Raw genomic sequence first — 21,315 nt, 5'->3', positions numbered from 1 at the left:
CTGCGGGATACGGGAGGGGTGGCGGGGGTGGTGGGGCGGCGCGGGCTCAGGCCGCGTGCGCGAGGAGGTGACGTACGAGCGTGATCAGGGCCTGCGCGGAGGACTTCTGGTCCCGGGCGTCGCAGTGGACGACCGGGGTGGACGGCAGCAGGTCGAGCGCCTCGCGCAGTTCGTCCTCGGCGTGCTGCGAGTACGGGTCGAAGCTGTTGACGGCGACCGCGTACTCCAGCCCGTACGTCTCGACCAGGTCGATCACCGGGAAGGTGTCGGCCAGCCGCGCCGGGTCGACCAGGAGGAGCGCGCCCAGCGACCCGCGCGCCATGTCCTCCCACAGCTCCACGAACCGCTGCTGACCCGGCGTACCGAACAGGTAGAGCACCAGCTCGTCGCTGAGGGTCAGCCGCCCGAAGTCCAGGGCGACCGTGGTCGTCTTCTTGTCGGGCGCCCCGCGCAGGTCGTCGACCTGGGCGGCGGCCTGGGTCATCCGCTCCTCGGTGCGCAGCGGGGTGATCTCGGAGAGCGTGCCGATCAGGGTGGTCTTGCCCACGGCGAAGTGCCCGACGACGAGGATCTTCGCCGCGCGCTGGACCGCGTCCGGCACATAGATGCTCTCAGCCGAACCGGACTTGGAGTCCATGCAACACCTCTTCGAGGATCTTTCTGTCGACGAGCTCGGCCGGTGGCGGCGCCTTGCGGCGCAGCAGGTGTCCCTGCTGGTTTAAGTCCTGGAGCAGCAGCCGGGCCACGCCGACCGGCAGGCCCAGGTGGCCGGCGACCTCGGCGACCGAGAGGTAGCCGCCGGAACACAGCTCCCAGATCGCCTTGACCTCGGGGCTCGGGTTGGGCGGCGGCTGCCGGTCGGGAGCGAGGGTGACGAGCGTGACGAGGGAGAGCTCGTCCGCGTCCGGCAGCCCCCGTCCTCCGGTGATGACGTAGGACCGGACGAACCCGCTGCTGACGCTGGACTCCTCGCCCGGCGCGCTCATATCTCGCTGTCCGCGTGTCGGCGGGGCGGTGTGGTCATCGCCTTCCCCAGCGCGGTGACCTGCTGCTGCATCCGGAAGGACATCGCCTCCATGTCCACATCGGCGGCGGCGGTGGCGGCGAGGTAGGCGCCGGTGCCGGCGGCGATGAGGAAGATCCAGCCGTCCTCGTACTCCAGGAGCGTCTGCCGCCAGCGGCCCGGGCTGCGGGTGCCGATGAAGGGGGCGACGGCCCGGCTGAGGGACTGCATGGAGCTCATGGCGGCGGCTACGGTCTCCGCGTCGTCCCGGCCGATCTCGCTGGAGTTGGCGAGCAGCAGGCCGTCGGCGGATACGAGGATCGCGTGCCGGGCTCCGGGTACCTGGAGCACATCGTTGAGTACCCAGGACAGATCGGGGTTCACTGGATCTCGGATCCTTCCGTGGTCGTCGTCGTGTCCCGCCCGGAGCGGGTGCCGCGCTGGAACGCACCCAGGCGGGAGGCGGTCTCCTCGTTGCTGCGCAGCGGCTGGGGCTCGGCCGGGGGCACGGCGGAGACCGGGCTCTTGCGACGACGCTTGGGCAGCCCGCCGGAGGTGGTGGTGATCTGGGCGAGCTGCTGGGTCGCGGTGTCCTGGCGCCGGTCCGTCGGCGGGAAGAGCGGGGTGGGCGCGGGGGCCTGCTGCCACTGGTCGGGCTGCGGGGCGGCCTGCGGCTGCTGCTGGGTCCCGTAGGGGTCGTACGCCTCCGGGGCCTCGGTGGGTGCGGCGGACTGCGGCACCTCCGTGGTGAGCAGCTCGTCGGGGATCAGTACCACCGCGCGTACGCCTCCATAGGGGGAAACGGAGTCCACCGAGACCCGGAACCCGTAGCGGGCGGCGAGCATCCCGGAGACGGCGAACCCGAACTGCGGCGGGATGCCCAGGCTGGAGACGCTGATCGCCGCCTGGGGGGTCAGGAGGGCCGCCGCGCGGTCCTTCTCTTCCTGGCCCATGCCGAGACCGGCGTCGTCGACGATGAGGCAGACGCCCGTCGGCACGGCCTGGATGTTGATCTCCACCGGGGTGCCGGGGGCGGAGTAGTTGGTGGCGTTGGCGAGCAGCTCGGCGAGGACCACCGCGACCGGTTCGACGGCCCGGCTGACGACCGAGAAGTTCACCTGGCCGTTGACCCGGACCCGGTCGAAGTGGCGGATCCGGCCCTGGGCGCTGCGGGCCACGTCGAAGACGGAGGCCACGGTCTCGCGCCGGCCGAGCCAGCCGCCGCAGAGCACCGCGATGCCCTGGGCACGCCGCCCGAACTGGCTGTTGGCGTGGTCCACGGCCATCAGGTCGGCGAGGATCCCGGGGTCGTCGCCGTACTTGCGCTGGGCCTTCTCGATCACGACCTGCTGCTCGTCGGCGAGGCCCTGGAGGGTGCGGACGGCGGCCTTGAGGACCGCCTTGGTCTCCTCCTCGGCGTCCTTGCGGACCTCGGCCAGCTCGGAGGCCTGCCGCTGGAGGAGCCCGTTGTGGACGACGTGGAGCTCGTCCCGCTGGCGCAGCAGCGTGTCGCGCTCCGCGCTCAGCTCGGCGTTGCCTCTGCGCAGTTTGATGTTGGTCGCGCGAGCCCGCAGAACGGCACCCACGGCGACCAGTGCTACGACAACCAGCGCCCAGATGACGGGGCCCTGTGGAAATGTCATGAGACTCACTTCAAGTGCCATGGCTGGAAACGGCTTGACACCCCGTCAGGCGGCACGCAGCCAGGGCTCGTTCGCCACGACCGTGCGCCGCTTCGGGAGGTGCCCCTCCGAAGGTGGGGCCGAGGAATTCATCCCTCCCGGAATGCCCCCATACGCCATCAGCCCACTGGAAGTAAGATGATCTTATCATCGGCCGCACGACGAAATGTCAAGCTCGCCAGGCCAGTTGCCACTCGACGCAGAACGTTCACATTGCGGAGACGTGGAGGAGGACGTTCCGGCCGGATTCCCTTCATGGGGTGGGGTGTTGGGGGTGGGCGACGCCGTGCGGTCCTGGGTGCCGTCGCATACGACGCCGGTGGGGGTGGCAGTCGTCCGTCAGGGGGACGCGGGGGTGAAGCGGAGCGGCAGGGTCTTCGGCCCGCGGGTGAAGACGCCTCGTGCCGGAAGAGGGGGAACGCGTCGCGCACCAGGCGGTAGGCCTGATGCGCCCTCCCGGGGTCCGCGTCCGGATGCGCCCGGAAGAGTGTGCCGTATGCATGTATACCGCAATGGGCTTGGCGGGGTGGTGAGTTGAGTGGTGCTGCTCAGGCGGGCTCGGTCGTGGTGGAGGTCCGCGTCTCCAGCGCCCAGGCGTGGCGGCGGACGGTGTCGGGGGCGGTGCGGCCCGCCAGGATGTCGCAGAGCAGCTCGGCGCAGGCGCGCCCGTACGCGGCGGGGCGCAGGTCGACGGCGGTGACGGGCGGCTCGGCGGAGCGGGTGGCGGTGCCGTCGACGCAGGAGGCGACGAGGAGGGGGGTGCGGGGGCCGGTGGCTCTGTGGGGGCCGGTGCCTGCGGCCTGACGAGCACCCGTCCCGCCGACCGTACGGGCCGGAGACCCGACCGTACGCCCCGAAGCGGTCCCCACCGTACGGCCCAGCGTCGCCGCCGCCCGCAGGACGCCCGGGGCCGCGCCGTCCGGGGCGCAGATCACCGCGTCCACCGCCGGGTCCGCCCGCAGCAGGGCCAGCGTCGTCTCCTCGGCCTCGCCCGGGGTGGCGGCGAACGGCACGGTCCGCAGCGCCACGTCCACCCCGTGCTCCTGCCCCCAGGAGGCGGCGGTGGCCCGGAGGGCGGTGGCCCAGGCGGAGGTGCCGGCGGGGGCCAGGACGGCGGGGCGGCGGGCGCCGCGTTCGGTGACGTGGTCCAGGAGTGCGGTGAGGGAGGCGGCGTTGTCGCAGATCACGGCGCCGGTGGGGGTGGCGGTGGGGCCGAGGTAGCGCTCGCCGGTGACCACCGGAACGCCCGCGTCCAGCAGGCCCGGGACCGCGCTGTCGTCCACCTCGGGGTCGATCACCAGCAGCCCGTCGACCCGCGAGGCGACCCGTCCGGCGGCCGCTCCTTCCGGGGCGAGCAGGACGACATCGAGGCCTTCCTCCTGGGCGCGCGCCACGGCCCCGAAGGCCAGGTTCATGTAGTAGTCCAGCCGGGTCGCCGTCTGCGGCAGATGCAGTCCGATCGCTCCGGTGCTGGAGCGGCGGAGCCGCCGCGCCGCGCTGTTGGGCTGGTAGCCGAGCTCCTCCGCCACCGCGCGGACCCGGTCCCGGGTCGCCTCCGCGACGCGGCCCGAGCCCTGGAGGGCGTCGGACGCGGTGCTCTTGGAGACCCCGGCGGTGCGGGCTACGTCGAGCAGGGTCACGGTCCGGGAGGTCACGGGGGTGAAGTCTAGACGGTGGCGATCGTACGAGGTGGAGGGTTGCCGGAACGTTCCGGCAGGGTTAGATTCGGCGGGTGCCGGAACGTTCCGGCAGCCTTCTCCTCCCCTCCCCTCCCCTCCCCTCCCCTCCCTTCCCTGCTCCGCATCTCTCCCTACCCCGCCTCCCCGTCCCCTGGAACTGGTCATGCGTCTGATCACCGCGTACAACCCGCCCGCCTCCCCGACACGGACCCGTCCCGCCGAGCGCGCCCCCCTGCGCGTCGCGGCCGTCCAGCAGCGGTGGCACCGCGACCCCGCCCAGCACCGCGCCGCCCTGCGCGAGGGCATCCGCCTCGCCGCCGCCGAGGGGGCGCGGGTGGTGTGCCTCCAGGAGCTGACGCTCTCGCCGTACTTCGCGGTCGTCCGCCGCGCCGACCACCCCGCGCCCGCCGCGCCGGAGGAGCTGCTGACCGGCCCCACCTTCACCTTCGCCGCCGAGGCCGCCCGCGCGTACGGCGTGTACGTCCACGCCTCCCTGTACGAGAAGGCCCCGGCGCCCGGCGGCCAGGACGACGGCCTCGGCTACAACACCGCGATCCTCGTCGCCCCCGACGGCACCCTCGCCCAGCGCACCCGTAAGACGCACATTCCGGTCACGGAGGGGTACTACGAGGACGACTGGTTCCGGGCGGGCCCGGCGGGCGACGACGCGTTCCCGCTGGTCACGGTGGACGAGGCCCGGTTCGGCCTGCCGACCTGCTGGGACCAGTGGTTCCCGGAGCTGGCGCGCGCCTACTCGCTCGCCGGGGCCGACGTCCTCGTCTACCCGACCGCCATCGGCTCCGAGCCCGGCTTCCCCGGCTTCGACTCCCAGCCGCTCTGGCAGAAGGTGATCACCGGCAACGCCATCGCCAACGCCACCTTCATGGTCGTCCCCAACCGGATCGGCGCCGAGAACGGCCTCACCTTCTACGGCAGCTCCTTCATCGTGGACCCGTACGGCCGCGTCCTGGCCCAGGCCCCGCGCGACGAGCCCGCCGTCCTGGTTGCGGACCTCGACCTCGACGCCCGCCGCGACTGGCTGGAGCTGTTCCCGTTCCTGACCACCCGCCGCCCGGACGCGTACGGTCCGCTCACGGCCACGGAGTGAGCGGAGTGAGTGGAGCGAGCGGAGTGATCAGGTAGGGCGGGCCTCAGGGCCGATCGGCGGGACAACCCCATGGCCCGGATCCACGCCGGGCGGAGATCATTCGGATATGACCTCCATGACCTCCACGAGCAGCACCGCGGCCCCGATCACCGCGGCCCCGATCACCACGGGCCCGATCACCACGGGCCCGATCACCGCGGTCGCGTCCGGCCGCTGGACCCTCGGCGATCTGCCGGTCAACCGCATCGGCTTCGGCGCGATGCGGTTGCCGCAGACCGGCGGGGCGCTCGTGCCCGACGCCGTCCCCCGCGACCGCGGGGCCGCCCTCGCCGTCCTGCGCCGGGCCGTCGAGCTCGGGGTGAACCACATCGACACCGCCGCCTTCTACTTCTCCCCGATGCGCTCGGCCAACGAGCTGATCAACAGCGCCCTCGCTCCGTACGCGGACGACCTCGTGATCACCACCAAGGTCGGCCCGGCCCGGGATCTCACGGGGCGGTGGGCGGCCCACGCCCGCACCCCGGAGGCGCTGCGCGGCCAGGTCGAGGAGAACCTCCGCCAGCTCGGCCGCGACCACCTCGACGTGGTGAACCTGAGGGTCGCCGGTCCGGACTCGATAGCCGAGCGCTTCGGTGCTCTGGCCGAGCTGCGCCAGGCCGGGCTCATCCGCCACCTCGGCCTCTCCAACGTCACCCCCGCCCACCTCGCCGAGGCCCAGGCCATCGCCCCGGTGGTCTGCGTCCAGAACCGGTACGGGATCGGCGTGCGGCCCGAGGACGACGCGTTCGTCCAGGAGTGCGGGGCGCAGGGGATCGCGTTCGTGCCCTTCTACGCGATAGCCGCGGCCGGCCGGGAGGGCGGCGCGACCGGGGCCGAGCCCGCCGAGGTGCTGGCGGTGGCGCAGGCGCGCGGGATCAGCCCGGCGGAGGTCCGGCTGGCGTGGACCCTGCACCAGGGCCCGCATGTGCTGGCCATCCCCGGCACCGGCGACCTCGGCCACCTCACCGCCAACGTGGCCGCCGGAGCCCTGCGGCTCTCCGAGGACGAGCTGGAGCTGCTGGACGGCCTGCACCGGAGCGCCGCGACCGGCTGATTCCCTCCGGCTCCGGTCGCGGGCAGGCCGCTTCCTCTACAGCGTGACGGGCTCTCCCGACGGGAGCCGTGCGCACCGGCGGCAGGCGCGGGCCGAGCCGGCGACGACGGCGTGGGAGACGGCGGCCAGCGCGCAGGCCGCCGCCGTCAGCGGCCAGTTGTCGGCGAGGACCGACGCGGTGGCGAGGGCCAGGGTGGCGACGGCCATGGAGACGCTCGCGGTGGTGCCGGTCCAGGCGACGGTGAGCGGCAGCCGGTGCGGGACGGGGAGGTGCCGGGCCAGCCTGCCGGTGGCGGCCAGGAGGACGGCGGCCAGGAGGACCGCCACGCCGGCGACCGTGGCCAGGTTGGTCGCGAGCAGGTGCGCGGTGCGGGGCACGGCCGCGTCCTGCGGGCCGCCGACCCGCTGCACCAGCAACCAGCACGCGAGAAGGAAAGGGGCGCTCAGGGCGACGGCGCGGGCGGTGTGCCGGGCCTGGGCGATGGTCAGTTCGCGCTGGAAGCTCTCGGCCAGCTCCCGGGCCGAGCCGAACTCCACCACCGCCTGGCGGACCGCCCGCTCGTACGGTTCGCCTGCGCGGGTGCGGGCCGCCACGGTCTCGGTGAGCCCGTCGCGCGCCTCTTCGACGAGGCGGGACTTGGCCTGGGCGGGTCCGCGCAGGAGGCCGTCCAGCTCGGTGACGTACGCCGCTACGAGATCGCCGTCCCGGCCGTCGCACGACGGGCTGCCGGTCGTCATGCGCCCTGTCCGTGCAGGTGTTGGTGCGGGTACGGGTGCGACTGCGGGGTGATCGGGTTGAGGACCGAGCCGATCGCGGTGGTGAAGTCCTGCCAGGCCGTGCGCTCGTCGGCGAGGAAGCGTGCGCCCGCCTCCGTCAGCGCGTAACAGCGCCGCTTGCGCCCTCCCTCCGACTCCCAGGTGCTGCGCAGCAGGCCGAGCCGCTCCAGCCGGTTCAGTGCCGGGTAGATGGTGCCGGTCCGCAGTTCGAGCGCGCCGCCGCTGCGCTGCTGGACCGCGGTGATGATCGCGTATCCGTGCAGCGGGGCCGGTTCGAGAACCGCCAGGAGGAGACCGTCCAGATGTCCGCGTACCGCATCCTGCCTCATGCGTAGGCAGACTACAGATAGGGGGACGGGAAGGCCAGCGAGGCCGGCGATTCGATTGCATACGTAGACGGCCTACCTATGTGGGCCCGATTCGTGCTATTCCTGGGGCGGCCATCCATAAGTTGGCAGCCAATGCACGGGCAGGTGATCTCAGCCTCCCGCCGAGCGAACCCGAAAGGACCCCTCCGTGACCAAGCTGCTGCTCTCGCTGCACGTTCTGGCGTCGATCCTGGCGGTCGGGCCGATCACGGTCGCCGCCTCGATGTTTCCCCGCTACGCCAAGCCGCCCGCGCCCGGTGGCGAGGGGCCGCACGACCATGACCTCCGTACGGCCGCCTTCCTGCACAAGCTCTGCCGGGCGTACGCGGTGGTCGGCATCGCCGTGCCCGTCCTCGGCTTCGCCACCGGGGCGCAGATGGGGGTGCTGGGCGATGCCTGGCTGGTGGCGTCGATCGTGCTGACGTCGATCGCCGCCGGCCTCCTGATGGCCATGGTCCTGCCGGGGCAGCGCGAGCTGCTGGAGGAGGGGGCGGGACAGGACCCGGTCGTCGTCGGTACGGAGGCGGGTGCGGGCGCTCCCTCGGCCGCGGGCGCTCTCACGGTGGCCGAGCGGCGGTCGGCGGCGGCTCGGCTCGCCATGACCACCGGGATATTCAACCTGCTCTGGGCGACGGTCGTCGTGCTGATGATCGTTCGTCCGGGGTCGACGACGGGGGCCTGACCGCAGGGGCCCGAGGACAGGACCTGACCGCGGGGGCCTGACCACGGGCGGCCGGGACCCCGGGACCTCTCTTCCGCCGTGCGTCAACCCGCCTTCGCGTAGCGGCTGGTGGGGCGGGCCAGGCCGAGGTGGCCGCGCAGCGTGGTGGACGCGTACTCCGTACGGAACACTCCGCGCCGCTGCAACTCCGGTACCAGGCCCCGGGTGATCCCCGTGAGGTCGTGCGGCAGGGCGCCCGGGCGGAGGCGGAAGCCGTCCAGGCCGGTGGAGCGCCGGTCGACGAGGAGGTCGGCCAGTTCGGTGGGGGTGCCGGTGAAGATCTCGGCGTCCGAGGCGAGTTCGGCTCCGGCCGCCTCGTCCAGGCGGGCCTTGCGGTGGGCTGCGGCGCCCGGTTCGTCGTCCAGGAAGACGATGAAGTCCGCGAAGGTGCGCAGTGGCCGGTCCGTCAGGTCCCGGCCGGTGCGCTCCACCGCCTCGGCGACCTGGGCGAGGACCGACGCGGTGCCCGCCCGGTCGTGCGGCGTGACGGCGACGACGTCGGAGCTGAGAGCGGCGAACTCGTACGGGGTGGTGGCGTGCGCCAGGCTCACCACCGGCGGCTGGCCCTGAGGGCTGCGCGGGGTGATCGACGGGCCCTTCACGCTGAAGTTCGTGCCCCGGAAGTCGATGGGGTGGACCTTGTCGCGGTCCAGGAAGCGGCCCGTCGCCACGTCCCGTATCTCCGCTCCGTCCTCCCAGCTGTCCCAGAGCTGCCGGGCTGCCTCCACCACCTCGGCGCCCTCGGTGAAGAGCGCGCGCAGCGGCTGGGAGATCCGCTCCGAGTCGGTGACGTCGTCCGCGGTGAGCTGGGGTGTGGTGCGGCGGCCGAAGTGGGCGGCGTCGGCCGCGCGGGAGGCGATCTGCGGGCGCCAGCCGGCCCGGCCCCGGCTCGCGTGGTCGAGCGTGGCGATGCCGATGGCGAGGTGGAACGGTTCGGTGTGGGTGACGTTGGTGGTCGGGACCAGGCCGATGTGCGTGGTGAGGGGGGCGAGGTGGGCGGCGAGCAGGACGGCGTCGATGCTGCCCCTGACCTGGTCGGTGCGGTCGTCGGGGAGGTGGAAGGCGGCGGACTGGAGGCCGAGGGCGTCCTCGAAGGTGACGAAGTCGAGCAGGCCGCGTTCGGCCTCGGTGACGAGGTCGGCCCAGTAGGCGGCGTCGAGCAGCTCGCCGGGCCGGGCGCCCTCCTCGCGCCAGGCGGCCGGGTGCCAGCCCGCGCCGTCGAGCGCGACGGCCAGGTGGAGGGGGGTGGCGGGGGCGGCTGGGGTGCCGGTGGTTCCGGGGGCGCCGGTCATGCGGAGGTCTCCTGGTCGTAGTCGTGGTCGTGCCCGGTGCGCAGGGGCTGTCCGGGGCCGCCCCAGCCGGCCGGGCGGGGTGCGGCGGACAGGCCCAGGTGGTCGCGGAGCGTGGTGCCGGTGTAGTCGTCGCGGTGGACGCCCTTCTCCTGGAGGATCGGCACCACCCGGTCCACGAAGTCGTCCAGGCCTCCGGGGGTCAGATGCGGGACGAGGACGAAGCCGTCGGAGCCCTCGCTCTGGACGTAGTCGTCGATCGCGTCGGCGACCGTCCGCGGGCTGCCGACGAAGGTCTGCCGCCCGCCGACCTCGATGACCAGCTCCCGGATGGAGAAGTTCCGCTCCTCGGCGAGCTTGCGCCACTGCCGGGCCGTCTCCGCCCGGCCCTTGCGGAAGACGGAGTGCCCCTTCAGGAAGTGGGCGTCGTCCTCGGGCTCGATACCGGGCAGCGGCCCGTCCGGGTCGTACGCGGACAGGTCGCGGCCCCAGACCGCCTCCAGGTGGGCGATCGCGGTCTGCGGGCCGACCAGTTCGCGGCTGATCTCCTCCGCGTACGCGGCGGCCTCCTCGTCGGTGTCCGCGACGACCGCGTTGGCGGTGGGAAGGATCAGCAGGTCATCAGGGCTCCGGCCGTACGCGGCCAGGCGCCGCTTCACATCCCGGTAGAACTCACGGGCCACGTCGATCCGGTTGTGCTTGCTGAAGATGACCTCGGCGTCGGACGCGGCGAACTCCCGGCCCGCGTCGGACTCCCCGGACTGGATGATCACCGGGTGGCCCTGCGGTCCTGGCGGGGTGGTGAACCGGCCGGAGATGTCGAAGTGCTGCCCCCGGTGGGCGAAGCGGCCGGTCCCGGCGGCGATGAACGCCCCCGTCGCCGCGTCGGCCTTCAGGTCCCCGTCCGGCCAGCTGTCCCACAACTCCCGTGCGGTGGTGAGGAACTCAGCGGCCCGGGTGTAGCGGTCGGCCTCCGGGAGGAAGCCGCCCCGGCGGAAGTTCTCGCCGGTGAAGGCGTCGTAGCTGGTGACCACGTTCCAGGCGGCCCGCCCGCCGCTGAGCCGGTCCAGGGTGGCGAACCGGCGCGCCACCTCGTACGGCTCGTTGAACGTGGCGTTGACCGTGGCGGCGAGGCCCAGGTGCGTGGTGACGGCGGCCAGGGCGCTCAGCACGGTCAGGTTCTCCGGGCGGCCCGCGATGTCCAGGTCGTAGACGTGCCCCTTGTGCTCGCGCAGCCGTAGCCCTTCGGCGAGGAAGAAGAAGTCGAACTTGCCGCGTTCGACGGTCTGCGCGAGCCGGATGAAGGAGTCGATGGATATCTGGCTCTCGGAGCGCGGGTCCGACCAGACGGTCACGTTGTGGATGCCGGGCAGTTGCGCTGCGAGATGCACCTGCCTCTTGGTGGTGGTGGTGGCGGGCACGATGCGGTCTCCTCCAGGGGTGGGTTGGGGGAATGGGGGGGGGTGGCTCACAGAGCGTGCCTGCGCGGGAACCTGACTGGACAGGTCAACCGGCCCTGCTGCACGAGATGTTCATGCCCTGGTGGCGGGCGTGTGGGCCGAGGCCTCCTGGGCTCCGGCTCCGGCTCCGGCTCCGGCTCCGGAGCCTGACCCCTCCCCGGCCTCGGCCTCAGCCCCGGCCTCCGCCACCGGCCGGTGCACGGGAAACCCGGCCCTCCGGGCGTAGAGCACGACCGCGAGCACCGGTAGCAGGAGCAGCAGGACCGTCCAGGGGAAGGACGCACTGCCGAGCGTGTCGAGCAGGATGCCGCCGGCGATGCCGCCACCCGCCATCGCGACGTTCCAGAGCGTGACGAGCATCGCCTGCGCCGCGTCGGCGGACTCGCCACCCGCGTCGCCCACGGCGGTCTGCAGCAGGGTGGGCACACCTCCCCAGCCCAGACCCCACAGCGCGGCGGCCACATGGACGAGGGCGGTGGTGTCGGAGAGGACGGCCAGGAGCAGCGAGGCGACGGCGACCAGCAGGGCGCCGCCGACCGTGAGGCCGCGCAGCCGGCGGTTGATCTGCGCCCCGACGATCCAGATGCTCGCCAGCGAGGCCGCGCCGAAGACCAGCAGGATCAGGCCGGTGGAGCCGCCCAGGCCCAGGTCCTTCAGGAACGTCGCGATGTACGCGTACAGGATGGTGTGCGCCAGGACGAAGACCAGCGTGACGAAGAGGACGGGGGAGACCCCCGGAATGGTCAGGGTGCGCAGCAGCTTCGGCCGCTCGCCGCGTTCCTGGCCGGGGAAGTCGGGTACGCCCACGAAGATCCACACCAACAGCACGACCGTGAGCACGGTCATCGACAGGAACGCCACGCGCCAGCCGAGCCAGTCGCCGAGGAAGGTACCGGCGGGCACCCCGAGGGAGAGCGCGACGGGGATACCGGCCATGGCGATGGCCATCGCCTTGCCCTGGAGGTTTACGGGGGCCAGGCGGCGGGCGTACCCGGCGAGCAGGGCCCAGGCGAGACCGGCCGCAACTCCGGCGACGAACCGCGCCACCATCGTCAGCTCGTAGACGGACGACAGGGCCGTCACGGTGTTGGCGAGGGCGAACCCGGCCATCGCCGTGAGCAGCAGCTTCCTGCGCCGCCAGCCCGTGGTGGCCGCGGTGAGCGGGATCGCGGTCAGGGCGGTGCCGATCGCGTAGACCGTGACCGTCTGGCCGGTCGCGGACTGGCTCACCCGCAGGTCCCCGCTCATCGCGGGCAGCAGACCGGCGGGGAGGGTCTCGGTGAGGCAGGTGATGAAGACGGCGGTGGCGAGGGCGAGCAGGGCGGGGAGCGGAAGCTTCTGCTGTTCCTCACCCCCGCTCTTGAGGTCGGGTGCGGTGCTCATGGACTGTGCTCCAGGTTTCCGGAGGGAGGGAGGGAGGAGGAACTGCGGGGCGGAGGAGGAACTGCGGGGCGGAGGCAGGGGTACGGCGCCGGAGCCAGGCGCCTCGATCCCCGGCGAGGGCGGCCTTCCTGGCGAGCCACCCGCAGGAACGACACTGCGCCCGGCCGCTTCGGGGAAGCTTCGGGAAACCTTCGGGGAGCCTGCGGTCCGGCCGACGGCCATCGGCCATCGGCCATCGGCCATCGGCCATCGGCCGTCGGCCGGAGCGGCGGTGCTCGGAGCCCCGGGGGGACGGTTCCCGGCACCTGTACGGTGGCGCCCATGCGGTTTGGGGTGCTCGGGCCACTGGCGGTGTGGGACGGCGAGGGACGGGAAGTCAGGGTCCCCGAGGCCAAGGTCCGGGCCCTGCTGGCGGCTCTGCTCGCCCACGACGGGGGACCGGTCTCCGCCGACCGACTCATCCACGACCTGTGGGCCGACGCGCCCCCGGGCAGACCCACGGGCGCCCTCCAGGCCAAGGTCTCCCAGTTGCGCCGGGCCATCGGCCGGGACCGGGTGGTACGCCAACCCCCCGGCTACCGGCTGCGGTTCGACGACGCCGACGAGACCGACGACGCGTTGGACGCCGTACGCTTCCGGGCCCTGGTGACGCGGGCCCGCCCCGTCCAGGACCCGCGCGCCCGGGCCGCGCTGCTCACCGAGGCCCTGGAGCTGTGGCGCGGACCGGCGTACGCGGACTTCGCCGACGCCCCCTTCGTACGGGCGGCCGCCCAGCGCCTCGCGGAGCAGCGGCTCTCGGTGCTGGAGGACCAGGCCCAGGCGCGCCTGGAGGCGGGGGACCACGCGCTCCTCGCCGGGGAGCTCGCCGACCTCGTGGCGCTCCACCCGCTGCGGGAGCGCCTGGTCGGCGTCCGGATGAGGGCCCTGTACGCGACGGGCCGCCAGAGTGAGGCGCTCACGTCGCACGAGGACCTGCGCGCCCGGCTGGCGCGGGAACTGGGGGTCGACCCGAGCCCCGAACTGGCCGCGCTGCACGGGGCGGTGCTGCGACAGGAGCCGGGGCTGAGCGCGGGGGCGTACGGATACGGGTACGGGTACGGGTACGGGTACGGGTACGGCACGTCGGCTCAAGCAGACACCGCGCCTACTACCACCGCGACCCCCGCGTTGAACACCACACCCACCACCCCCGCGGCAGACACCGCACCCACCACAGCCCCGCCCTCCCCCTCCTCCCCCTCCAACCTCCCCGTCCCCCTCACCCCCCTCGTAGGCCGCCGCCCAGCGCTCGCCGACCTCTCCCAACTCCTGGCGCACACAAGGCTGGTGACCCTCACCGGCCCTGGTGGCGTCGGCAAGACCCGGCTCGCCGTCGCGGCGGCCACCGCCGAGAGGGACAGAGTGCAGTCCGGCGAACTGGCGGACGGGGCCTGGCTGGTGGAGTTCGCCGGTCTCCGCTCCGGCACCCCCGCAGACCTCGCCCAGGTGGTCGCCGCCACCCTCGGCATCCGGGACGACGCCCCCCGCTCACTGCCCGGCACCGGCACCGGCACCGCAACGCCCTCCCTGCCGCACCGCCTCGCCGCCGCGCTGCGCGACCGCCGTACCCTGCTCGTCCTGGACAACTGCGAGCACGTCGTGGACGCCGCCGCCGAGCTCACCGACCTCCTCCTGCGCACCGCCCCCGGCCTGCGGGTCCTCGCGACCGGGCAGGAGCCGCTCGGCCTGGCGGGCGAGGCGATGTTCCTGGTCGAACCGCTGCAACCCCGCGACGCGGCACGGCTGTTCATGGAACGGGCCGCCGCGGCCACCCCCGGCTTCCCGCGCGACCCGGAGGCGCCGGACGAGCCGGAGCGCCGGGCGATCGCCGAGATCTGCCGCCGCCTGGACGGCATCCCGCTCGCGCTGGAACTCGCCGCCACCCGCGTACGGGTTCTGGGAGTGAAGGAGTTGGCGGTACGGCTCAACGACCGCTTCCGGATCCTGACCCTCGGGCAGCGCGGCGCCCCGGCCCGCCAGCAGACGCTGCGCGCGGTGATCGACTGGAGCTGGGAGCTGCTCGGCGCACCCGAACGCATCGTCCTGCGCCGCCTCGCCGCCCACACCGACGGCTGCGACCTGGCCGCCGCCGAAGCGGTCTGCGCGGGGGACGGCGTGGCCCGGGACGAGGTGCTGGACCTGGTCACCCGGCTGGTCGACCGGTCGTTGGTGGTCGTGGCGGCCGGGCCCACCGGCCCCCGCTACCGGCTCCTGGAGTCCGTCGCCGCGTACGCGACCGAGCGGCTCAACGAGATGGAGGACCTCACCGCCGTACGGGACCGGCACCTCCTCCATTACCGGGCCCTGGCCGAGCACGCCGAGCCCCAGTTGCGCGGCGCCGGGCAGCGGCCCTGGCTGGCCCGGCTGGACGCGGAGGCGGGCAACCTGCGGACGGCCCTGGACGAGGCGGTGCGCCGGGTGGGCGCGGAGGAGGCGGTCCGGCTGGCCACCGCCCTCGCCTGGTGGTGGCTGCTGCGCGGCCGCCTCGCCGAGGCCCGCCGGAGCCTGGGCGCGGTGCTGACGGTGACGCACGACCCCCCTGAACTGGCGCTCCTCCACTCCGCGTTCGCCCTCCTCACGGGAGATCCGGCCGCAGCAGCAGCCACTACCACGGCGGACGGCCACGGCCACGGCCACGGCCCCGCCCTCGCCCTCGCCTCCGAGGCCATCCCCGACCCCGTACGCCGGGCCCGCGCGCTCTGGCTCTGCGCGTACGGCCTGTTCAGCGCGGGCGACGTGACCGGCAGCGGCGCGCTGAACACCCGCGCCCTCACCCTGTTCGCCACCGCCGAGGACCGGTGGGGCACCGCCGCCGCACTGGGCCTGCGCGCGACGCTCGCCCTGGTCGGCGGCGACCTCACCGGCCTCGGCCGGGACGGCACGCGCAGCGCCCTGATATTCCGCGAACTAGGCGACCGATGGGGCGAGTTGCAGACCGTCTCCCCGCTCGCCGCGCTGGCCGAGATCAAGGGCGCGTACGAGGAGGCCGAGCTTCGACAGCACGAAGGGCTGGAGTTGGCGCGGGAGTTGGGGCTGAGGGCGGAGGTGTCGGCCCGGCTCTCCGGGCTCGGGCGGCTCGCGCTGCTGGCCCGGGACTGGGCCCGCGCCCGCGATCTGCACGAACAGGCGCGCCGGATCGCCGCCGAACAGGGCTACAAGTACGGCGAGATCCACTCCCGGATGGGCCTCGCCCTCGGGGCCCGCCGCTCGGGCGACCTCGACGGCGCCGAGGCACATCTCCTCCACATCCGCGACGGCTACGCCGGCGTCTCCTCCCCGGCGGGCGACCACCTGCTCCTGGCCGAACTCGGCTTCGTCGCCGAGCTGCGCGGCGACGCGCACGCGGCGGCGGCCCACCACCTGGCGGGCCTGGAGATCGCCCGCGCCCTCGCCGAGCCCCGCGCCCTGGCCCTCTCCCTGGAGGGCCTCGCCGGCGCGGCCGCCCTCCCCGGCGACGCTGCCGCCGCCACCCGCGCGGCCGCCCTCCTGGGCGCGGCAGCGGCCGCCCGCCACCGCGCCGGAGCCCCGCTGCCGCCCGCCGAACGCGCCGACGTCGACCGCGTCACCGCTGCGGCCCGGGTCGCGCTGGGGGAGGCGGCCTTCTCGGAGGCGTACGAGAAGGGCGCGCGGCTGGACCCGGAGGAGGCGGTACGGGCGGGGCTCGTACCGCGGGGGAAGGCTGATGGGCAGGGCACCTCCTAGCGGCCGCCGGGCGGGCAGATCCGGTCGGGCAGCCAGACCGGCAGACCCCGGCGTTCGTCCTCGGAGAGGTCGCGGCCGAGGGTGGCGCACAGCTCCTTCTTCCACAGCTCCGGATCAAGGTGGAAGATGCCCACGGTGTAGTCGTCGATGGTGCGGAGCAGGGTCCTGCCGTCACCGGAGGCCGCCAGGAACGTCTGTTCCTCCGCGAACCCGTAGGACTCGCCGCGGTCCTCGGGGTCGGCCGCGTCCTGAAACCGTACGGAGTTCCCGCCGGCCAGGAAGTACACCGAACTGCCGGTCCGGAAGCCGTGCCGGAACGTGAAGGTTTGCAGCGGTCCCATCGGGCCGAGCACCCTCTGCGGCGGCTTCCCTGTCCGCCCCACCGACCATAGCTCCATCATCGACCCCTTGGTCCGCACGGTGGCGAAGCGACCGGTCCGGTCGAGAACGGCAGAGTCCGCCTCCGGCCGCAGCCTGATGCGGAGTTCTTCGTTCTCCCGGCCGGTGCGCAGAGAAAAGGCGCGGAGAAACCCGTCGTCGGCGATGGCGAGCTGTACATGCCCCGGTTCCGGGTGGAACGAGGCGGTGAATTCCGGTCGGTCCGTCCCCGTGGGGCCCAGGTCGCGGACGCCCAGCGCCCGGGACAGCCGGCGGCCGTCCCGGGCGTTCCAGTGCTCGATCGTGGAGCCCGAGACGGTCAGCAGCTCGTCACGGGGGCCGAAGTGGATCCCCACACCCTCCCTCGCTCCGTTGGGAGCGCCCTCGGGGGGAGGCATACGGACGGTGATGTCGGTGACGGTCCTCAGCGAGGGAAGTTCCCAGATCCGGACCTTGTTCCAGCCGACGAGGTCGGCTGCCAGTGTTCCTTCCTGGTTGACCTCGATGTCCGGAGCAATGTGGACGAACAGCGCGGGATCCTCCCTCGGAGGGCGCTTCACCGTCTTGAGGACGGTCGCCGTCCCGTCCGGGTCCATCCGTACGAGGCCCAGCGTGTCGGCTCGGTCGCCCGACCGGACCAGCATGTCCCCCTTCTCACCCCAGGGCGTGTCGCCGACCAGTGCCGGCGGGCCGTCGGCGTTGATCGGGACCATGCCCAGGGGGCGTCCGGTCACCGACGTCTCGTCCGGGATGATCAGAACGGGGTTCGCCGGATCGCCCACGATGGACAGGTCGTCGACGTTCTCGTGCAGCCTGCCGGGCCCTTCGACCTTCCGGACCTCGCCGCCCGGCCGCGTCCCGACCAGGGCCCAGGCGCGCTGCAGTTCGCGCACGGCGAATTGTGCCCCGGTCGCGTCGATCGCCAGGCCGTCGCAGTCGGCGGCCTCCCGGGCCCGGTAGCGCGTCAGCACCCGGCCGTCCGCGACCCGGACGGCCGTGTACGTGACGTTCGTTCCCGGCCGTCCCCTCCGGCAGGCCACCAGCACCGCGCCGTCACCGGAGAGAGCGAGATGGGGCGACGTCGTCGGGACGCCTTCCATCAGCTCACGTGGCTCGCCGGTCCCCGTATCGATCGCCACCAGGGGCGGCGCCTGCGCTGCCTTCTGCCCGGTGCGGGGCTGCCGCTGCCCCACGAGTGTGTCCTTGTCCGGTCCGAACCACACCCCGTCCATCGCGGGCATCCGGCGGGGCAACGTCCGCTTCCGCCCAGTCGCCAGCTCCCGGATGGTCACGCGACCACCGGCCGACGTGACCACCTCGCTGCCGTCCGGGGAGAGGTCCGCCAGGCCGAGGAGCTGGGGGAAAGGCGACCCCTCATCACCGAACTCCGTTCCCCGGATGTCGCCTCCCCGGCCCAGCACCGCCGATGCGTCGTCACCCGTGCGGTTCACGTCGTGCCAGACAAGGGTGCCGCCATCCTTCCCCGACAGGTAGGCGACCCTGCGGCCGTTCCGGCTGACCAGCGGAAAGAAGGCGCGCTCGGCAAGAGGGAGCCGGACGCGCACGATCCGCTCGCCGGCGCCCCGTACGAAGAGCACCGCACTGCCCTTCGAGCCCGAACTCCCTCCGAGTGTGGTCGTCACCAGCACCACCCGGCCGTCCATGCTCGTCGCCACCTGGTCCACCACCGTCTCACCCAGGGTCAGAGCCCAACGTTCCTGATCGAACTGGTCGTAGCGGCGCAGCAGCGCGTTGTTCGCCTCCTGAGTGGGGGCGAGGTCGTGGGCAGCCATGGCGATCAGGGCCGCTCCGCCGGGGTCCCGCTTCGCCAACTCGTCGGAGAGGCTCGCCAGCGACCGCGACCGCCCCTCCGCCTCCCGTTCCGCGCCGAACCGCGACTGCTGGACCAGGAAGGTGCCGAGCCCGACGATCAGCGCGAGGACGAGCGCGGCGGCGACCCATGCCGCCCGTGCGCGGCCGCGCCGCAGTCGGAGGCGTCGACGGGCCAGGACCATGAACTCCCTTTCCTCGAACGGGAGTTCCTCCTCGCGGGCTGACAACCGGCTCCTCAGGGAGCCCAGCTGACGGGGCCCGGGCAGCAGGTCGGGTGAACGTCCCGCCCTCTCCCAGCGGTCGAGGTCGTGGCGCAGCTCCGCGCGGGCCGCCAGTAGGTCGCTGTCGGTCCTCACCTGCGCGGCCAGCGTCGGCCAAGCGGTGATCAGGGTCTCGTGGGCGAGTTCGGCGGTCTGCGCCGCACCCCGGTCGCCGTGCAGGACGAGCAGGCGGCGTCCGGCCAGCGCCGTGGCGATCCGCCACCGTGCCTCGCCCGCCTCCTTGCTGGTGATCATCCGGCGCAGCGGAGCCTCACCGCCGGGCACCACCCGGACGAGCCCGGTGAGCAGCCGCAGCGCGTCGGCCTCGTCCGCCGGGTCCACGCACTCCCGCCAGGCCTTCTCGGCGTAGCGCGCCAAGGCCCCGGAGACCCCGCCGAGCTCGACGTACGTCTCCAGGCGCAGCCGTCCACCGTCCCGCCGGTCCCAGAGCTGGGTGAGGACGAAGCCGAGCAGGGGCAGGATGCCGGGAGCGCCTCCGGCGTCGTTCAGGATGCGCTCCGCCAGCCCGGGGTCGTACGCCACGGCCGGCAGGGACCTGACCGGCTCGCGGATCACCTCCTCCAGTTGGGCCTGGGACATCGGGGTGAGCGGGATGGTGGCCCCGCCGTCCAACGCCGTCCCGAGGACGGGGTGGTTGAGCGCCGCGTCCATGAAGTCGGAGCGGAGGGTGAGCAGGACGCGGATGCCCTTCGGCTGCCGCTTCCCAAGGAGCAGGGCCTCGGCCTCCGTCACCTCGGCCTCGGACCGGCCCAGGAGCGCCTCGGCCTGGTCGACGACGACGAGGACCCGGGTGGCCCGGGGGCCGAGGGTGTCGTGGAGTGTGTCGGCCAGCCCTTGCTCGCCGAGCAGGGACGCCACGGCCTTCGGGCTCTCGACCGGCGCGATGTGCCGGGTGTTCTCCGCGCGCGCCTTCAGGTGCAGGTCGTACAGCTCGGTGGCGAGCGCGTGGCGTAGGGACGCGAGGTGCCCGGCGTTGACGACCAGAACCGCGTACCCGTCCTCCCGCAGTCTCGGTACCACGCCCGCGAGCACCAGCGAGGACTTGCCGCAGCCGGAAGGGCCGTACACGGTGACCGGGCTGTCGCGTGCCACGGCGGCGGCCACCCGGTCGATGTCGGCGCCCCGTCCGAAGAAGACCGAGGCGTCGGACTCCTGAAAGGTTTCCAGCCCGCGGAAGGGGGTGGGCGGAGCGACCAGGGGGACGAGCTCGGGCAGGGCGGCCAGCAGCGTGCCGGTCCGCAGGGCGAACGCCTGCTGGGCCCCGCGCACGGGTTCGGCGGCCACCATCAGCCCGACGACCGCGCCGAGTTCGTCGTCCCAGACGGGGCTGCCGCTGAAGCCCCGCGTGACGTGACCACCCTCGCCGTCCGACCGGGACAGCTGGATCCACCCCTCCCCGGTCGGCCCCCGGAACGTACCGCTGTGCCAGATGCCGCCGGGGTGGTCGTCGGTGAACCCCACGGCCCGGGCGGCGTGGTGCCAGACGCCCTGCGGCGGGTCGACCAGGGGAAGCGGGCGGGCGCCGGGGATCGGTTCCGGCAGCCGCAGGAGGGCCATGTCGCCGGTCCGGTCGGGCTCGACGCGGATCCAGCGGCGCACTTCGGCGGCCCGGTCACCACCGTCGTACGCACCACCGTCGTACGCGCCACCCGCGTTCCCGGCCAGCGGCAGATCCACGGCGACCTCGGCCCCGGGCTCCACGGCCTCCTCCCGGGGCCGGTCAAGGGCGTCGGAGACGACATGGGCGCAGGTGAGGACGAGATCGTCGGCGACCAGGAAGCCGGCGCCCGCGATGACGCCGTCCGGGCCCTTGACGCGGACGACGGCGGCGGCGAGGGCGGCTTCGGGGCCGTACGGGGGACCGGGATCCTGCGAGGGCCTGGAAGTCCGCGGCCGGCCGGCTCCGCCCCTGCCCTGCGGTATGTCTGTCACTGGGCCCCCACCCGTATCAACTGCCCTGTACGGTCCCAGTATCGGCGTCGGCGGCCGGGGTGTCGCGCTTGTTCCAGGTCAGGCTGACCGAGAAATTGGCCGCCGTCGCGGTGCTGGCGATGACGACGTCCGCCTCGGCCGACAGGGACACCCCGAATTCCAGGGTGATCTCGTCCGGCGCCTGGGCCATGCCGGAGAACCGCCCGACGAAGCTCTCCGCCACGGGCCGTACGGTGTCCAGCATCTGCCCGAGCGTCCGCTCGGCCTGCGCCACCGTGCGGCCGCCCCGTCCGACGCGGACGAGGGCCTCGTCCACCTCGCGGATCTGGACCCGTACGGTCTCGTCGCTGCCGTCGCCCAGGGGCACTTCCACCGTGTGGACGGGGCGTTCGCTCATGGGGGCACTCCAATGCTCGGGGGCTGAAGATCGTATCGAGAGCGGCCGGGCGGGTGGGGGCCGACCGGTGAACGAGGGCAGCCCGACGGCCGTTCATGCACGGCACGCGACGGCCGTATTGCCTTGTGTGTAAACAGAGTTGACGCACAGTCACGTTTATGGCGCGGCCATGACATCTCCCGGGGCGTCC

16 protein-coding genes are annotated in these 21,315 nt (G+C 73.4%); 4 read left to right on the top strand and 12 right to left on the bottom strand.

From position 1 onward, the window contains the following. Positions 1-46: 46 nt before the first annotated feature. The 5 genes from ACFWRT_RS17920 to ACFWRT_RS17900 all read right to left on the bottom strand — a co-directional run bounded on the left by ACFWRT_RS17920 (position 47) and on the right by ACFWRT_RS17900 (position 4,340). Positions 47-637 (bottom strand): GTP-binding protein, encoded by a 591-nt coding sequence (locus ACFWRT_RS17920; RefSeq protein ID WP_380949686.1) that lies wholly within the window; start codon positions 635-637, stop codon positions 47-49. Beyond that, a complete protein-coding gene (locus tag ACFWRT_RS17915) occupies positions 612-986 on the bottom strand; it encodes a DUF742 domain-containing protein (RefSeq protein WP_380949687.1) in 375 nt (124 codons plus the stop codon). Before ACFWRT_RS17915 ends, ACFWRT_RS17920 begins: the two co-directional genes overlap by 26 nt. Continuing rightward, the gene (locus tag ACFWRT_RS17910; RefSeq protein WP_365091802.1) at positions 983-1,387 is read right to left on the bottom strand and encodes a roadblock/LC7 domain-containing protein; all 405 of its coding nucleotides are present in this window, start codon (positions 1,385-1,387) and stop codon (positions 983-985) included. Before ACFWRT_RS17910 ends, ACFWRT_RS17915 begins: the two co-directional genes overlap by 4 nt. Continuing rightward, positions 1,384-2,646 carry an ATP-binding protein gene (locus ACFWRT_RS17905; RefSeq protein WP_380949688.1) on the bottom strand — a complete coding sequence of 421 codons (1,263 nt, stop codon included), beginning with the start codon at positions 2,644-2,646 and terminating at the stop codon, positions 1,384-1,386. The genes ACFWRT_RS17910 and ACFWRT_RS17905 overlap by 4 nt, the downstream gene beginning before the upstream one ends. A gap of 587 nt (positions 2,647-3,233) precedes the next feature. Continuing rightward, positions 3,234-4,340, bottom strand: coding sequence for a LacI family DNA-binding transcriptional regulator (locus ACFWRT_RS17900; protein WP_380949689.1), 1,107 nt, complete (start codon positions 4,338-4,340; stop codon positions 3,234-3,236). 187 nt (positions 4,341-4,527) lie between these two features. On the opposite strand from ACFWRT_RS17900, the gene ACFWRT_RS17895 reads away from it, so the two are divergent. Both ACFWRT_RS17895 and ACFWRT_RS17890 read left to right on the top strand, forming a co-directional pair. Continuing rightward, complete coding sequence (locus tag ACFWRT_RS17895) at positions 4,528-5,472, top strand: carbon-nitrogen hydrolase (RefSeq protein ID WP_380949690.1); 945 nt, start codon at positions 4,528-4,530, stop codon at positions 5,470-5,472. 115 nt (positions 5,473-5,587) lie between these two features. Further along, positions 5,588-6,565: an oxidoreductase gene (locus tag ACFWRT_RS17890; protein ID WP_380949780.1), complete on the top strand. Its 978-nt coding sequence runs from the start codon at positions 5,588-5,590 to the stop codon at positions 6,563-6,565. 36 nt (positions 6,566-6,601) lie between these two features. Here the strand turns inward: ACFWRT_RS17890 and ACFWRT_RS17885 are convergent, their stop codons facing one another. Beyond that, entirely contained in the window at positions 6,602-7,303 is a 702-nt protein-coding gene (locus tag ACFWRT_RS17885; protein ID WP_380949691.1) for a permease prefix domain 1-containing protein, read from the bottom strand. Further along, entirely contained in the window at positions 7,300-7,671 is a 372-nt protein-coding gene (locus ACFWRT_RS17880; protein WP_380949692.1) for a PadR family transcriptional regulator, read from the bottom strand. Before ACFWRT_RS17880 ends, ACFWRT_RS17885 begins: the two co-directional genes overlap by 4 nt. Positions 7,672-7,858: 187 nt before the next feature. Here ACFWRT_RS17880 and ACFWRT_RS17875 point away from each other — a divergent pair, with 187 nt between their 5' ends. Further along, positions 7,859-8,392 (top strand): hypothetical protein, encoded by a 534-nt coding sequence (locus ACFWRT_RS17875; RefSeq protein WP_380949693.1) that lies wholly within the window; start codon positions 7,859-7,861, stop codon positions 8,390-8,392. An 83-nt stretch (positions 8,393-8,475) separates the two neighbouring features. On the opposite strand, the gene ACFWRT_RS17870 is transcribed toward ACFWRT_RS17875, so the two are convergent. The 3 genes from ACFWRT_RS17870 to ACFWRT_RS17860 all read right to left on the bottom strand — a co-directional run bounded on the left by ACFWRT_RS17870 (position 8,476) and on the right by ACFWRT_RS17860 (position 12,563). After that, the gene (locus ACFWRT_RS17870) at positions 8,476-9,723 is read right to left on the bottom strand and encodes an LLM class flavin-dependent oxidoreductase (RefSeq protein WP_380949694.1); all 1,248 of its coding nucleotides are present in this window, start codon (positions 9,721-9,723) and stop codon (positions 8,476-8,478) included. Further along, the gene (locus ACFWRT_RS17865; protein ID WP_380949695.1) at positions 9,720-11,141 is read right to left on the bottom strand and encodes an NtaA/DmoA family FMN-dependent monooxygenase; all 1,422 of its coding nucleotides are present in this window, start codon (positions 11,139-11,141) and stop codon (positions 9,720-9,722) included. Before ACFWRT_RS17865 ends, ACFWRT_RS17870 begins: the two co-directional genes overlap by 4 nt. Before the next feature lie 111 nt (positions 11,142-11,252). Then, the gene (locus ACFWRT_RS17860) at positions 11,253-12,563 is read right to left on the bottom strand and encodes an MFS transporter (protein ID WP_380949696.1); all 1,311 of its coding nucleotides are present in this window, start codon (positions 12,561-12,563) and stop codon (positions 11,253-11,255) included. A 321-nt stretch (positions 12,564-12,884) separates the two neighbouring features. On the opposite strand from ACFWRT_RS17860, the gene ACFWRT_RS17855 reads away from it, so the two are divergent. Further along, the gene (locus ACFWRT_RS17855; RefSeq protein ID WP_380949697.1) at positions 12,885-16,304 is read left to right on the top strand and encodes an AfsR/SARP family transcriptional regulator; all 3,420 of its coding nucleotides are present in this window, start codon (positions 12,885-12,887) and stop codon (positions 16,302-16,304) included. Here the strand turns inward: ACFWRT_RS17855 and ACFWRT_RS17850 are convergent. After that, complete coding sequence (locus ACFWRT_RS17850; protein WP_380949698.1) at positions 16,301-20,728, bottom strand: nSTAND1 domain-containing NTPase; 4,428 nt, start codon at positions 20,726-20,728, stop codon at positions 16,301-16,303. The two genes, ACFWRT_RS17855 and ACFWRT_RS17850, sit on opposite strands and share 4 nt — an antisense overlap. A gap of 16 nt (positions 20,729-20,744) precedes the next feature. Further along, complete coding sequence (locus ACFWRT_RS17845; protein WP_380949699.1) at positions 20,745-21,125, bottom strand: CU044_2847 family protein; 381 nt, start codon at positions 21,123-21,125, stop codon at positions 20,745-20,747. Between the last annotated feature and the right edge of the window lie 190 nt (positions 21,126-21,315).

The organism is Streptomyces cyaneofuscatus, assembly GCF_042718795.1.
Classification (GTDB): Bacteria; Actinomycetota; Actinomycetes; order Streptomycetales; family Streptomycetaceae; genus Streptomyces; species Streptomyces cyaneofuscatus_A.
The sequence above is the reverse complement of the archived record's forward strand: the minus strand, read 5'-3'. Positions and strand labels throughout refer to the sequence as shown.